This is a genomic window from Methylocapsa sp. D3K7 (genome assembly GCF_029855125.1).
Taxonomy (GTDB): Bacteria; Pseudomonadota; Alphaproteobacteria; order Rhizobiales; family Beijerinckiaceae; genus Methylocapsa.
This window is the reverse complement of the sequence record NZ_CP123229.1, coordinates 2,120,323-2,135,280: the sequence shown is the minus strand read 5'-3', so window position 1 is coordinate 2,135,280 and position 14,958 is coordinate 2,120,323. Positions and strand designations below refer to the sequence as shown.

General features: G+C 57.3%; 12 protein-coding genes. 10 read left to right on the top strand and 2 right to left on the bottom strand.

The window, feature by feature from the left end; translation table 11 throughout:
• Positions 1–213 precede the first annotated feature (213 nt).
• From QEV83_RS09790 to QEV83_RS09775, 4 genes are all read left to right on the top strand, one after another.
• Complete coding sequence (locus QEV83_RS09790; protein WP_280127568.1) at positions 214–1,296, top strand: AI-2E family transporter; 1,083 nt, start codon at positions 214–216, stop codon at positions 1,294–1,296.
• A 160-nt stretch (positions 1,297–1,456) separates the two neighbouring features.
• Positions 1,457–2,008 (top strand): hypothetical protein, encoded by a 552-nt coding sequence (locus QEV83_RS09785; protein ID WP_280127567.1) that lies wholly within the window; start codon positions 1,457–1,459, stop codon positions 2,006–2,008.
• A gap of 33 nt (positions 2,009–2,041) precedes the next feature.
• Positions 2,042–2,578: a TIGR00645 family protein gene (locus tag QEV83_RS09780; RefSeq protein ID WP_280127566.1), complete on the top strand. Its 537-nt coding sequence runs from the start codon at positions 2,042–2,044 to the stop codon at positions 2,576–2,578.
• A 137-nt stretch (positions 2,579–2,715) separates the two neighbouring features.
• Positions 2,716–3,243, top strand: a complete 528-nt coding sequence (locus tag QEV83_RS09775) for a DUF1269 domain-containing protein (protein ID WP_280127565.1) — start codon at positions 2,716–2,718, stop codon at positions 3,241–3,243.
• Positions 3,244–3,279: 36 nt separating this feature from the next.
• On the opposite strand, the gene QEV83_RS09770 is transcribed toward QEV83_RS09775, so the two are convergent.
• Positions 3,280–4,041, bottom strand: a complete 762-nt coding sequence (locus QEV83_RS09770) for an SDR family oxidoreductase (protein WP_280127564.1) — start codon at positions 4,039–4,041, stop codon at positions 3,280–3,282.
• A 298-nt stretch (positions 4,042–4,339) separates the two neighbouring features.
• On the opposite strand from QEV83_RS09770, the gene QEV83_RS09765 reads away from it, so the two are divergent.
• Genes QEV83_RS09765 through QEV83_RS09755 form a run of 3 tightly spaced genes read left to right on the top strand, consistent with a single transcriptional unit; the run spans position 4,340 to position 10,546 of the window.
• Positions 4,340–5,989, top strand: a complete 1,650-nt coding sequence (locus QEV83_RS09765; RefSeq protein ID WP_280127563.1) for an efflux transporter outer membrane subunit — start codon at positions 4,340–4,342, stop codon at positions 5,987–5,989.
• Positions 5,990–6,020: 31 nt separating this feature from the next.
• Positions 6,021–7,376, top strand: a complete 1,356-nt coding sequence (locus tag QEV83_RS09760) for an efflux RND transporter periplasmic adaptor subunit (RefSeq protein WP_280127562.1) — start codon at positions 6,021–6,023, stop codon at positions 7,374–7,376.
• On the top strand, positions 7,373–10,546 hold the full coding sequence (locus tag QEV83_RS09755; RefSeq protein WP_280127561.1) for an efflux RND transporter permease subunit: 3,174 nt from the start codon (positions 7,373–7,375) through the stop codon (positions 10,544–10,546). The genes QEV83_RS09760 and QEV83_RS09755 overlap by 4 nt, the downstream gene beginning before the upstream one ends.
• Positions 10,547–10,616: 70 nt before the next feature.
• Here QEV83_RS09755 and QEV83_RS09750 read toward each other — a convergent pair whose 3' ends face one another.
• On the bottom strand, positions 10,617–10,967 hold the full coding sequence (locus QEV83_RS09750; RefSeq protein ID WP_280127560.1) for a hypothetical protein: 351 nt from the start codon (positions 10,965–10,967) through the stop codon (positions 10,617–10,619).
• Positions 10,968–11,253: 286 nt separating this feature from the next.
• On the opposite strand from QEV83_RS09750, the gene cysS reads away from it, so the two are divergent.
• From cysS to cimA, 3 genes are read left to right on the top strand one after another with little or no spacing between them, the layout of a single operon-like run.
• Positions 11,254–12,846: a cysteine--tRNA ligase gene (gene cysS, locus QEV83_RS09745; RefSeq protein ID WP_280127559.1), complete on the top strand. Its 1,593-nt coding sequence runs from the start codon at positions 11,254–11,256 to the stop codon at positions 12,844–12,846.
• Positions 12,843–13,355: a GNAT family N-acetyltransferase gene (locus tag QEV83_RS09740; protein ID WP_280127558.1), complete on the top strand. Its 513-nt coding sequence runs from the start codon at positions 12,843–12,845 to the stop codon at positions 13,353–13,355. Before cysS ends, QEV83_RS09740 begins: the two co-directional genes overlap by 4 nt.
• Positions 13,355–14,947, top strand: a complete 1,593-nt coding sequence (gene cimA / locus QEV83_RS09735) for a citramalate synthase (RefSeq protein WP_280127557.1) — start codon at positions 13,355–13,357, stop codon at positions 14,945–14,947. The genes QEV83_RS09740 and cimA overlap by 1 nt, the downstream gene beginning before the upstream one ends.
• The last annotated feature ends 11 nt before the right edge of the window (positions 14,948–14,958 follow it).

The window sequence follows — 14,958 nt, the reverse complement described above, 5'->3', positions numbered from 1 at the left end:
TACCTTCGCGATAATGGACGGATTGCCGACTCTGGCGTATATAACGCGGATCGTCACTCCGGCGTCATATGACGCGTAGTTCCATGTCATTGCGGACGGTAGGGAGTAAGGGGGCTGTCGTTTTACCTTACAGGAGCCCTTCGCAAGTCCGGTGCTATTTTGCGGCGCAATCTCATTCCCGTGTTGGGATCAAATGACCGAGGGGGCAACACAATGAGCGATGAGCAGGCCATTGTAAGAATTGTTACCGACGCCGCACGGAATCGATTCATCGTCGCTGTTTTCGCCGTGGTTCTCGTTTCTGCCGCTCTTTATTTTGGCCGCATCGTGTTAGAGCCGATTGCCTTCATGCTGTTCACCATGGCTCTTGTCGAGCCATTTCAGAAAGCGGCCGAGGCTAGGTTTGGGAAGACGGTTGCGCTCATCCTCACGATTCTCTTGACCCTCCTCGTCATTATGATTCTCGTAGGCGCGATTGTTTGGAGTATTAGCGATATTATTCATTGGGGCTTGGCAAATGTTGAGCGATTCCAATCCCTGTACGCACGGACATCGCTATGGCTCCAGGAGAAAGATCTTTTTGTAGGGGATGTGGAAAGCCTGGGGTCATTCTCTTTCGCGAGCGTGTTTCAGACAATCGCTGTGTATGTCAATTCCCTCATGGGGTTTGCTCTTCTCGTATTTTTGTTTCTGGCCTTCGGCCTGGCGGAAATGGATGAGTTCAAATCCAAGCTTATCGCCGTAGACAAGAAAATGAGCGGCTGGAGCTTGTTGGAAACGAGCGGCCGGATCGCCCAAAAAATCCGGAAATATATGCTCATACGCACTCTGGCGAGTGCCGTGACGGGCTTGGCGGTCTTCATCTTCACGCTTGCCATCGGGCTCGACCTTGCCGTCGCATGGGGCGTCATATCGTTTGTGTTAAATTACATTCCCTATGTCGGCCCGCTGGTCGCTGTCGTCCTTCCGGTGATCTTCGCAACCGCGCAATTCGAATCGTGGCAGATGGCCGCCATCATTTTCGGAAGCTTGTACCTGATCCAATTTGTGATTGGTAATTACGTAGAGCCGATTTTGACAGGCAATGCTCTTGCAATTTCGCCCTTCGTGATGCTGTTTGCATTTTTAATATGGGATTTTCTATGGGGCATGCCGGGTGCCTTTATCGGACTTCCCGTAACAATCGCGCTCTTCACGATTTGGGAACAAAATCCCTCGACGCGCTGGATCGCGAACCTCATGTCAACATCCGTAACTGCACCCGATACGCAATTCACAAAGACCAGTGGAGTCTAAGCCGGGTGCGCTTATGTTGCATCGAAGCATTGCATGGCGCTCGCAATTGACATCGTCGATAAGCGCACGCTACTGTTACCGCATAAAGTTTCGCCATTTGCCAATGCTGCTGTGATTGGGGCCGCAGCATGGAGGGCTGGGTGTCCGGATTGGATTGTCGATGAGCGAACCGGAAGACACATTTGCGCCTCCGGCCAGGTCCGGCATAATCAGCTTTTTGCGACGCAAACTGCCCTACGTTGCCGTTCTAGCACTAGCAGTTTTTGGCGTCGCCTATACCAATATTTCGCACCAGCCACTCAATGGTTATTGGGAGTTTATGGCTGTGGCCATCGGATTTCTCTGCGTCGCCACGGGATGGCCGCGCGCTCCCAACAGAGAAGCTCGCATTCGGTTGATGTGGATGCAAGCTGCCCATTGGGTGACTTTTTTGGTTACAATGAACCTCGTGCTATTGCCCAGTTTTCAGAGATTGCTGCCAGCGCCGGCAACCAGTCTCGTGCTTTTGATGTTGCTGGCGCTTGGAACGTTTCTCGCGGGGATCAATCTCTTCTCGGTGCAAATCTGTTTTCTTGGTCTTGCCATGGCACTTTCAGTGCCAGCGATCGCATGGCTCAAGCAATCTGCCCTCTTTTTGCTGTTGGCAGCGGTGCTTCTCATCGGGGTTGGCATCACCTTTTGGCCACGAGGAAGCAAAAATAACATAGCGTAAGTGCCTGGGAGCGTGACCCGTCACGAGAAGGCGATGGACAACACGCCGGTCACCAGTCAACCGCACGGGCGTGTCGAGCGCTTTGTGGAGCGGACGATCTTTGCCAGCCGCTGGCTGCTGGCGCCCTTTTATCTTGGTCTCGCTGTCAGTTTGCTCGTATTGCTGGCCAAATTTGGCCAGAAGATGGGAGCGCTGATCACTAACGCCTTTTTTGCTGGTGGCGCTGACGCGATCACCGGGGTCTTGTCTCTGATCGATCTTTCCCTGATTGCCAACCTTTTACTGATTGTCATGTTCAGCGGCTACGAGAACTTTGTGTCGCGCTTCGAACTCAGCGATCAGAAGTATAAGCCTTCCTGGTTGGGCCACGTCAACTTTGGAGATCTCAAGCTCAAGCTCTTGACATCGATCGTCGCCATTTCAGCTGTTCATTTGCTGGAGAGCTTCATGAATATCGATCAGTCAAGCGATCGCGAGCTTGCGTGGAGTGTCGGCATCCTCCTCGTTCTTGTTCTTACCGGAGTTCTGGTGGCGGTTATGAATCGCGTTTCCGACGCCGGGCGGCATTAACTCCCGTCCCAGCTCAATTGTTTGAAGTGTCCTTAATGAGCATCATAAGCATTGCATCGGAAACGGCGCGCGCCTTGAAACAGCGCAGTTAATGGTACATATGCTGCCGGGCTCGTACGAAACTAGGGAGATTTGCAATGTCCGATCTTGTCGTCATCGTCTATCCGACCCAGGAAAAAGCCGAAGAGGTGAGAAAGCGGCTCTTCGAACTGCAGAAGGAATATTTGATCAAACTCGCTGATGCGGTCGTTGCCACCAAATCGGCCGATGGCCAAATTCAGCTGCATCAAGTCGTCAACACGACAGCAGCCGGTGCTGTTTCGGGCAGTTTCTGGGGGCTGCTGATCGGAGTGCTGTTCCTCAATCCGATTCTCGGAGCGGCCTTAGGAGCGGCAGGGGGCGCGCTGGGCGGGGCTATGACAGACTTCGGCATCAATGACGATTTCATGAAGCAGCTTGCCGAAAGCATCCAGCCTGGCAACGCCGCTCTGTTTGTGCTGATCAAGGAGATGACGGCGGACAAAGTGGTGGAACAGATCAAGGACTACGGCGGCGTCGTGTTGAAGACGTCACTCGATGACGCCAAGGAACTCGCGCTTCGCAATGCTCTTGCCGGTGCAGTGGCGTCCAGCCCGGCCGCGCCCGTGACAGGCGCCCCAACCTAACGCGCGGGAGAAATTTATCCTCCGCGTTTTCCGGTACTACGTGGGCTTCTCCTCGCGATGGACGGGGAGCGGCCCGAACGCCTGCGTCACCGGCATGAGTTCGATCGCGTTGATATTGACTCGGGGCGGCAGCGTTGCAATCCAATGCACCGTCTCGGCGATGTCTTCTGGTGTCAGCGCATCTGCCCCTGCATAAAGCTTGGCCGCTTTTGCTCCGTCGCCACGAAACCGCACGGTGGAGAATTCTGTTCCCCCAACGAGACCGGGTTCGACATCGGTGACCCGGACCCTCGTCCCGAGCAAATCAGCGCGCAGATTTAGAGAAAATTGCCGGACGAAAGCTTTGGTCGCCCCATAGACATTCCCGCCCGGATAGGGGTAGGTCGCGGCAATCGAACCGAGGTTGACGATGAGCCCGTGGTTGCGTGCGACCATGCCCGGCAGCACCGCACGGGTGACATACATCAGGCCCTTGATATTGGTATCGACCATCGCTTCCCAGGCGTCGAGATCGGCACTTTGGGCGGGATCAAGACCGAGCGCGAGGCCTGCGTTGTTGACCAGCAGGTCGATGTCGGCAAACTCCAACGGAAGTCCCTCGATCGCTGCTTCGACGGCGTTGCGGTCGCGGACATCGAGCGTTAATGCATGCAGGCGATCGGGTCCGAATTCTCGCACAAGCGCCTCGAGACGATCGCTCCGGCGTCCCGTTGCAACAATCTTGTGACCACCGGCGGCGAAGCGTTTGACGATCGCGGCGCCAAAGCCGGCGGTTGCCCCGGTGACGAGCAGCTTCATCTTTAATCTCCTGACGGCACGGCTCGAAGCGGCGGTTCGAGTGGCCTATTGTGCTTTGCATAATGCACCATCGTCGCATGGTATCAAATACCTGGCGTTGTGCCGCAGGATGCGGACTCGCTGGCGAATTCATCCGCACGGCTGTGAAGCGAGCGAAATCAGGACAACGGTTGCGGATATGTCACAGCTCTCTTGGTGACCGTATGTTAGGTTTCATGCTGCGCGACAACATCGTGAGTCGCCCTCACCGGTGATCCCGCAGGCACATGCGTGCCGCGCGTTACCAACAGGATGGCCGATGCTCGAGAATATCCGAAAGCGGGTAGCTGCTGGCTTTTTTTGGCGGCGGGGTACTCACTCTGGCGTTGGCCCGGGGCTCGCCGCGGTGCTGCTCGCTGGGTTGACCGGCTGCGCCGTCGGACCCGATTTCGCGCCGCCGGTTGCGCCTGTCGCCGATCATTGGCTTGAATGGCGCAACAAATCGCTGCAATCGGGGCCGGAGGAATACAGGGATTGGTGGGGCGTTTTCCACGATCCGATTCTCGACCGGTTGATCGACATCGCTTATTCGCAAAATCTGACGCTTTTGAGCGCCGGCACCAAGGTTCTGCAAGCCCGCGCGGAACTTGGCGTTGCGATTGGCGAGTTCTTTCCACAGAAGCAGCAGGCCGTCGGCGCGGTCACCTACAATCTCCTGAGTCAGGCCAATCCGGCCGCCAATCCGACGACGGGGATCGTCAATTTTTGGGCCGATGCGATCGGCGTCAAGGCAGCTTGGGAATTGGACTTTTGGGGTAAATTTCGCCGGGGAGTCGAATCCGCCGATTCCGCCTATCTGGCTTCCATCGCTAGCTATGACGATGTCCTTGTGACTCTCCTTGGCGATGTCGCAACCACTTATACAGGTATCCGCACGCTTGAAACGCAAATTGCGATCGCCCGCGAAAACATCGTCAAGCAGCAAGGAATTCTGACCATCGCGCGCGATCGATATAAGGGCGGCGCCGCGACAATGCTCGACGTCTACCAGGCGCAAAACGTCCTTGGAGCGACGCAAGCAACGGTCCCGCAGCTGACAATCCAATTGCAAAAGGGCTTGAATGCGCTCCGCGTGCAGCTCGGGATTGCCCCAGAACCCCTGGGCTTCTTGCTCGCTAGGGGGACGGGCCGGATCCCCGTCGCGCCTCAGAAAGTCGTCGTTGGTGTTCCGGCCGATTTGTTGCGCCGGCGCCCCGACATTCGCACCGCCGAATTGCGCGCAGCGGCGCAAAGCGCGCAAATCGGCGTGGCCGAAGCAGATCTCTATCCCGCGATCAGCATCACGGGAAGTTTTGGAGGCATCGCCAACAATGTCGGCGGCCACAATCTGCTGCAGGTTTTCCAGCCCATCGGCCGGTCCTTCTCGGTTGGCCCGGCGTTCCAATGGAATCTTTTGAATTACGGACAGATCACCAACAACGTAAGGCTGCAGGACGCGACCTTGCAGCAATATCTCGTCGATTATCAGAATACCGTTCTGAAAGCGCAACAGGAGGTCGAGAACGGAATTTCCAGTTTCCTATTGTCGCGCGTCCAGGCAGAGTATTTGCGGCGCAGCGTTGTCGCGGCGAGCGGGGCTCTCCACATAGCAACGCTCGAATATCAACAAGGGACACGCGATTTCGTGACGGTCTTGACGGCGGAGCAAAATCTCTATCAGGCGCAGAACAATCTCGTCATGGCCACAGGCAATATTTCGACGGGCTTGGTTTCAGTCTTCCGGGCGCTCGGCGGCGGCTGGCAGATCCGGGATGGCAACGGTTTCGTCAACGTCGCGACAAGCGAGGAAATGCGCCAGCGCACCAACTGGGGTCAGCTGCTGCCGCCTGCTGGCGAGCCGCCGCTTCCGGCTCCGGGCTTGCCCGGACCCGAGGATCGCGGCCCAACAGTTCGAGCGCCGGAATGGTGAGACACAGCGGAAAGAAAAAGGGCGGTCTGCTATGAGATCGAGGTTTTGTGCAGCAATAAGCAGGGGCTGGTTGCGGGCTCGGGGCAAGACAAGCCGGCGGCACAGCGCCGCCGCTTTGGCGGTCGCCTTCGCCTTCCTCGGTGGATCGGCTGGGCCAGGATTTTCCGAATCTTGGTGGGAAAAAATGATGGGCAAGGGCGCGACCCCTGGACAGCCTGCGCCAGCGCCGGATGCAGCCCCTAAGAACGAGGCGCCCGGCACCCCGAAAAATGCGCCGCCCGCCGCGAATGCAACGAAGGATACCCCGCCGGCAGCAACAGGCCCCGTGGTTCCCGTGATCCAGCCCAAAACGCAAAGTGTGACGGAATATATTGAGCTCACGGGTAACGCTGCGTCCGTCAACACGGTGAAACTAATCGCCCGGGTGGAAGGCTATCTCGACAGCATTCATTTCAAGGACGGACAGATCGTCAAGCGGGGCGATTTGCTCTTCACGGTGCAGCAAGAACAATATAAGGCTCAGCTCATTCAGGCTGAGGCCCAGGCGAAGGCGCAAGAAGCGGCGCTTTATTACGCAAATGTCGAAGTGAAACGCTACACCGCCCTCGAAAAGCAAGGCGCCGCAGCGCAAGTCGTGGTCGACAACTGGAACTTCCAGGCAAAAAAGACGGCCGCTGAACTTGCTTCGGCCCGGGCCCAAGTCGATATCGCCAAACTCAATCTTAGTTACACGGAGGTGCGGGCTCCCTTCGACGGGCAGATGGGCAAACATCTGGTCGATCCCGGCAATACGGTTGGCGGGGCCGGGCAACAGACTGTCCTCGCCGAGATCCTGCAGCTCGACCCGATCTATGTCGAGGCCAATTTGAGCGAACAGGATCTGTTAAAGGTCCGCGCCAATCTCGGGCAGCACCGGCTGACCTTTGCCGAACTTCTCAATATCCCGGTCGAAGTCGGCATCGAGAACGGCAACAGCTTTCCGTATCGTGGCACCATTCAATATGTGGCGCCTGGAATTGATCCCCAGACAGGAACGTTGCTGGTGCGCGGTATCCTCCGCAACCCCAACCGCACATTGCTGCCGGGCTTCTTCGTCCGGATCCGGGCTCCCAAGGGACGCGTTCTATCAGACGCCTTGCTGGTTCCGGACCGGGCCTTGCAATCGGACCAGGGCGGCCGCTATCTTTTGGTGGTCAATCCAGACGATGTCGTCGAGCAGCGCTATGTTCAGCTTGGTCCATTGAACGGGGACCTTCGAGTCATCCAGTCCGGATTGAATGGGGATGACCGCGTCATCATCGGGGATCTCTGGCGGGTTAATCCAGGAGCCAAAGTGACGCCGAAACTGATGCCATTCGACCAGCCGAACGGCGAAGGCGGCCCGTGATGGCGAAATTCTTCATCGAGCACCCGGTTCTCGCGAATGTGCTGGCGATCGTACTGGTGCTGATCGGTGCTGTCGCCCTCTACAGTTTGCCGGTTTCTCAGTACCCGAACATCGTGCCGCCGACGGTCCAAGTCTCCGCGATGTACCCGGGCGCAAGCCCGCAGACGGTGATCGATACAATTGCACTACCGATCGAATTGCAGGTCAACGGTGTCGACAATATGCTTTATATGCAGTCGACCAGCGCGGCCGACGGCACTTATGTGCTGACCGTGACGTTCAAGATCGGCATGGATCCCGATACCGCCCAGGTGCTGGTGCAAAACCGCGTGTCGAACGCGCTTGCCCAATTGCCACCAGCGGTGCAGGCGCAAGGCGTATCGGTCCAGAAGAGATCAACCGCTATCTTGCAGATCATCAATCTGTATTCGCCAGGCGGCAGCTACGATTCCCTTTTCCTGAGCAATTACGCGACGATCAATCTCGTCAATGAGCTGGCGCGATTGCCGGGCGTTGGTAACGTCAAGGTTTTCGGCGCCGCGGAATATGCGATGCGGATTTGGCTCGATCCCCGCAAGCTCTATTCCTTTGGGCTCGTGCCGGAGGATGTCATCAAAGCCGTCAAACAGCAGAGCCAGGTGGTTGCGGCCGGACAAACCGGTATGCCGCCGGCCCCGCAGGGCCAGGATTTTCAATATACCGTGGACATCCAGTCCCGGTTGGATGATCCCAGCCAGTTCGCGGACATCATTGTCAAAGGACAAACTGCCCAAGGTGGCCGCCTGATACGGATCAAGGATGTCGGACGGATCGAACTTGGTTCGCAGACCTACTCGCAAGTCTGCAATTTCAATGGGAAGCCGGCCGCGGGGATCGCGATTTATCAGACGCCGGACGCCAATTCGTTGCAGGTCGGCAAGGAAGTCGCGGCAAAAATGGAGCAACTGGCCCGCCGCTTCCCGCAAGACCTCGCTTACTTAATTCCCTATGATACCACGATCTTCATCAAGGCTTCCGTCGACGAGGTCTATCACACCCTCTATGAGGCGGGCATCCTCGTCCTCATCGTGATCCTGGTCTTTTTGCAGAATTTCCGGGCAACCCTCATCCCGGCGACCACGGTTCCGGTCACGATCATCGGCGCCTTCGCCGGCATGGCCGCACTTGGCTTTACCGTCAATCTCTCGACCTTGTTTGGCATCGTTCTGGCGATCGGAATTGTCGTCGATGATGCGATCGTCATCGTGGAAGCAGTGTCTCGGCACATCGAGCGCGGCATGTCCGGTCACGACGCCGCGGTTACGGCGATGAGGGAATTGATTGGGCCAATCATCGGCATCACGCTTGTTCTGATGGCCGTGTTTCTGCCCGCTGCCTTTTTGCCAGGGCTTACCGGCAAGATGCTCGCGCAGTTTGCGATGGTGATCGCGGTGACGGCATTTATCAGCGCGATCAATGCCTTGACTTTAAAGCCCACCCAATGCGCGCTATGGCTCCGTCCCTCAGTGCCGCCAGAGCAGCGCAATCTTTTCTACCGCAGTTTCAATGCGGTCTATAATCCCCTGGAAAACGCCTATGCGAAGCTGATCGGCTTCCTCGTCAAACACAGCGGCCTCGTCGTTCTGGTCGGACTCGTTATTTCGGGTCTCGGGATTTGGGGAATTGCCCGCCTGCCGACAGCTTTCATTCCCAATGAGGATCAGGGCTACGCCATGATCGCCGTGCAATTGCCGGACGGCGCGGCGCTCGGCCGTACGGTGAATTCTCTCAATGAGGCAACCAAGATCGCGCTTGCGACTCCGGGCATCAAACAAGTGATCACGATTGCCGGAATTTCCGTTCTTGACAATAGCGCCACGCTTGCCAATGCCGGCGTCAATTACGTCATCTTTGATGATTGGGACAAGCGCGCCAAGGCAAAGGGGCAAGATCTCGTCTCCCTCCTCACCGTCTTACAGAAAAAGATCGAGTCCATTTCCGACGGGAGGGCTTTCGTTCTGGTGCCGCCGCCAATCCAGGGGATCGGCAACGCCGGCGGATTCCAGATGCAGGTCCAGCTGCTCGGCGGTAGCTTCGACTACAGGAAGCTGGATGAAGTGACGACGGATGTCCTCAATACGGCGAAGGCCAAACCGCAGATCCAGCGGATCCTCACGACCTTCCGGCCGGACGCACCGCACGCCGGTCTCACAATCGACCGCGTTCAAGCGGAAACCCTTCGGGTGCCTGTCGGCGACGTCTTATCCGCGCTGACCTCTTATGTGGGTTCGACCTACATCAATCAGTTCAACAAATTCGGTCTCTCATTGCAGGTCTATGCGCAGTCGGATGCGCAGTACCGTTTGCAGCCGGACGACCTATTGAACATGTATGTGCGAAGCCAGGACGGAAACATGGTGCCGATCGGCACGCTCGCCCATCTCACGGCGCTGTCCGCGCCGCCCCTGATCACCCTGTACAACCTCTACCCGTCCTCGACGGTCCTCGGAGCGCCGGCGAAGGGCTTCAGTTCAGGCCAGGCCATGACGACTATGGAGACCGTTGCCGCCAAGGTGCTCCCGGCCGATGTCGGCTATGAATGGAGCGCGATGTCCTATCAGGAAAAGGTCACAGGCAATCTACTTTATTGGGGTTTTGCCATGTCGGTGCTGCTGGTCTATCTCGTCCTTGCTGGCCAATATGAAAGTTGGATCCTGCCGCTCGCGGTGATTTCTGCGGTACCGCTGGCACTGCTCGGGCCCGTGACGACGCTGACCAGCCTTGGGGTCGACAACAATCTTTATGTCCAGATAGGGTTAATGTTGCTGATCGCCTTGTCGGCCAAAAACGGCATTCTGATCGTTGAAGTCGCGCGGGAACATCGCATCCTGGATGGAAAACCGATCCTCGAGGCGGCGGTGGACGCGGCGCGCACCAGGTTCCGGCCGATCCTGATGACCTCCTTCGCCTTCATCCTCGGTGTCTTGCCCTTGGTGCTGGCGACGGGGGCAGGCGCCAATGCCCGCCGGTCCCTCGGGATCAGCGTATTCACCGGCATGATCGCCTCGACCTGCCTTGCCGTCGTCTTTGTCCCGGCGTTCTTCGTCGTGTTGCAGAGACTCGATGAGCGCAGTTCGAAAAAGAAGCGCGAAAAGAAGCCAGGAGAGGAGCCCGCGCTCGCCCATGAATAGAGGATGCGCGAGGCGAGCGCCCCCGCAGTTTCATCAATCTGTTGGGGCAGCCGTTCCGGACCGCACGGCTTTAGTTGACGGCGTTGTCGCCGCAAATCACGTGATAGGCGCCCGGTGCCGAGTCAGGCGTGGCTTCCGTCTCCGGTCCAAAGCTCTTGGGGGCGCCAAGTCCGTGCGCCTTGCACCAGGCGTCCGCCACGATGAGGCCGCATTCCGATCCGGTCTTGAGGCACTCCTCGAAACCGTAGCCGTCGTCCGATGGAATGATCAAGGTGCGGCTCCCGTCGGCTTTCGATGGAAGCGGGAGGGAGAGGGCGATGGCGGCCAGAATTGCGCTGAGGGAAAATAGCACAAAACGGAATAATTTGCGGCGGTTGGAGAAGATGCCTAACGGATCAGCTGAAATATTTGACGCGGACATGGGGGAACTCGACAATTGGCGGGAACAGGGCGGTATTTGACTCGAAGTGCTTGAAAATTGTGTTAACCGCAAGGCAGAGGTTTGGCTCACTAGCGATAACGTCTCGCTTGACCAATACTGCATTCCGCGCGCATAGTTGTGCGATGACGCACGTGACCGGCACATGCCGGACCTTTTTTTCGATTTTGATTTGTATCGGCTAGCCTTGCCCCTGGCTGGAGCCGTCGCGTCCTCCTAAAGAGTTCGTTCTTGATGCCCCAGGCCAGAGCAGGCACGAGGGGATCCCATGCCGTTGCGGCTCTATAATACGCTCACGCGCTCGAAAGATCCTTTCGCGCCAATCGATGCCGCGAATGTCCGCCTCTACGCCTGCGGTCCGACGGTGTACGACCATTTGCATATCGGCAACGGCCGCATGCTGATCGTCTTCGACATGCTGTTCCGTCTGCTCCGGCACGAGTATGGCGCGGAGCATGTCACCTATGTCCGCAACATCACCGACGTTGACGATAAGATCAACGCACGGGCGGCTGAGCGCGGCGTCGATATCCGCGTGCTGACGGACGAAATGACAGCGATCTTTCACGAGGACGTCAACGCGCTCGGCTGCTTACCACCGACGGTCGAACCGCGTGCGACCGATCATATCGCGCAGATGATCGCGATGATCGGGAAGCTGATCGCCAATGGGCATGCTTATGTCGCTGATGGACATGTGCTGTTCGATGTGCCGTCGATGCCGGCTTACGGCAAACTCTCGAAGCGGCCGCTGGACGAGATGATCGCGGGGGCGCGGGTCGAGGTCGCGCCGTACAAACGAAACCCGATGGATTTTGTCTTGTGGAAGCCTTCAAGCTCGGATGAACCGGGTTGGGAGAGCCCTTGGGGGCGCGGGCGGCCTGGCTGGCACATCGAGTGCTCAGCAATGAGCTCGCAATATCTTGGCGAGGTCTTCGACATTCATGGGGGGGGCATCGACCTGGTATTTCCGCATCACGAGAATGAACTCGCGCAAAGCTGCTCGGCCTTCGGGCATGACGTCATGGCCAATGTCTGGATGCACAACGGCCACCTTCAGGTCGAGGGCGAAAAGATGTCGAAGAGTCTGGGGAATTTCGTAACGATCCACGAACTGTTGGGGCAGTATTCTGGGACGATCATTCGCTACAATATGATGAAGACTCACTATCGCCAGCCGGCTGATTGGCGTTCAGATGAACTCGAACGAAGCCGGAGGGAGCTACTTTCGTTCTCAGATGTTATAACGAGCATGGCATCTGAAGAGCGCTACCATGAACCAGATTGGTCACTAATTGATGAGCAATTATTGTCGGCGCTCGAAGACGACCTGAATACGCCGTTGGCTTTCGCGCGACTTCATGAATTGGCCGAATCTACAAGAAAAAACGTTTATGAAGCAGCAGACACTTTCGCGGTTAGCGCCGCCTTCCTCGGGCTAAAAAATCTCGATAAGCCCAATGTTTTGAGCGATAGCTTTGTTTCCTATGTGCCCGACGATAAGATCAGTGTATATAGCGCAGCGCTCAGTGAATTGCGTTATTTTAAGAATTTTAGCTCAAACGGAATTGCATCCTCTGCAAACGAGCATCTTAGCAAAATTCGGCAACATGGACTTGATGCAAAGATAATCAAACTAGGGATCGATGCCCCCGTCTTTGACCGAGACAGGCTCGAAATAAGTTTCCCTAATGAAGGACCGCCGGAGAATCATATCAAACGCTTAATAGCTGCCCGCGAAAATGCACGCAAAAATAAAAACTGGGCTGAATCTGATCGTATCCGCGTTGAACTCGACGCAATGGGGATCGTATTAAAAGATAATAAGGACGGCACCACAACGTGGGAGCCTAAACGATGAACGCGAGCGCCTTCCCGAAACCAACGCTGCGGCCTTACCTTGCCTCGGATCTCCCGCTTCTCAGCGAAATCCGTTTTGCCGCTATCGAGGAATTGACCGTTGAGGATTATGACGAGGCGCAGAGGCGGGCCTGGGCTTCGGCGGCCGATGACGATGAGGCGTTGGCAAGCACTCTCGACAAAGGATTGACCCTCATCGCTCTGATCAGCGGCGGCCCGGTGGGATTTATCTCGCTGCAGGAGGGCGGTGTCATTGACCAGCTTTACGTCCATCCAGCAGTCGCCCGCACCGGCGTCGCGAGCGTCCTTGTGGATGCGATCGAAAAACTTGCCGCCGCGCGCGGCGCCGCAACGCTCGTGACCAATGCCAGCGATACCGCAAAACCTTTATTCGAGGCGCGCGGCTATCAGGCGGTGAATCGCAACACGATCGAGATTGATGGTATATGGCTCGGCAACACGCGGATGACAAAAACATTGCCGCAAAAACCCGCGCGGGGGCAGACATAATGCGCGAAAAACTGACACTTTTGGATACGACCTTGCGCGATGGCGCACAGATGGCGGATGTCGATTTTTCGCTCGCCGACAAACGTCATATCGCGGTGCTACTCGACGGCCTCGGGGTCGATTACATCGAGGGCGGCTATCCGGGCGCCAATCCGCTCGATACGGAGTTTTTCTCAGCGCCACCGAAGCTCACAAGCGCCCGCTTCGCGGCTTTCGGCATGACCAAAAGAGCTGGCCGTTCTGCCGCCAATGATCCGGGCATCGCGGGACTTCTCGCGGCGGGAGCCGGTGTCATCACTTTCGTGGGCAAAGCGTGGGACTATCATGTCCATGTCGCGCTCGGATGCACGCTCGAAGAAAATCTCGAAAATATAAGCCAGTCGATCGCGGCGGCGCATGGCGCGGGCCGCGAGGTGATTCTCGATTGCGAGCATTTCTTTGACGGGTTCAAGGCCAACCGCGATTACGCGCTGCACGTCGCAAAGACGGCTCACGGCGCGGGGGCGCGATGGATCGTGTTGTGCGATACCAATGGCGGAACCTTGCCGCATGAAATTGAGCGCATCGTCGGCGAGGCCGCGTTGCATGTGCCGGGCTCGCACCTTGGCATTCACGCGCATGACGACACCGGCAATGCGGTGGCAAACTCCCTTGCTGCTGTCCGGGCGGGCGCCCGGCACATCCAAGGCACGCTGAATGGGCTTGGCGAGCGCTGCGGCAACGCCAATCTCGTGTCGCTGATCCCGACGCTTTTGTTGAAGCGTGATTTTGCCGAACACTTCGAGATCGGCGTAAAGCCCGAAAAGCTGGCGACACTGACCAAGGTCAGTCACACACTCGATGAATTGCTCAATCGCGCACCCAACCGGCACGCGCCCTATGTTGGCGCTTCGGCGTTCGCGACCAAGGCGGGGATCCATGCCTCGGCGGTGATGAAGGAGCCGAAGACCTACGAACATATCGTGCCCGAAGAGGTCGGCAACAAGCGTCGACTGCTCGTGTCGGACCAGGCAGGAAAGTCGAATATCCTCGCCGAACTCGAACGGATCGGGGTTAATCTCGACAAGGGCGATCCTCGCGTTTTGCGCCTGCTCGACGAGGTTAAGCAGAAGGAAGCTCTTGGCTATGCCTATGAGGGTGCCGATGCCTCATTCGAGCTGCTTGCCCGCCGGATGCTGGGTGAAGTGCCGGACTATTTCGAGGTCGAGCGCTTTCGCGTCGATGTCGAACGCCGCCACAACGCGCAAGGCGATCTCGTCTCGGTGTCGGAGGCGGTCGTCAAGGTGGTGATCGATGGCGAGACGTTGATCTCAGCCGCCGAGGGGGAGGGTCCGGTCAATGCACTGGACCTCGCCTTGCGCAAGGATCTTGGCAAATATCAGCGTTTTATTGAAGATCTCGAACTCGTCGATTTCCGGGTCCGGATTTTTCAGGGCGGCACGGACGCGGTGACGCGTGTGCTGATCGAGTTTCGCGATGGGTCAGGCGAGAGCTGGTCGACGGTTGGCGTCTCAGCCAACATTATCGACGCCTCGTTTCAGGCGCTAACCGACGCGATCACCTACAAGCTTTTGAAATCCGGCGCGCGGTAAATTGCGGCTAC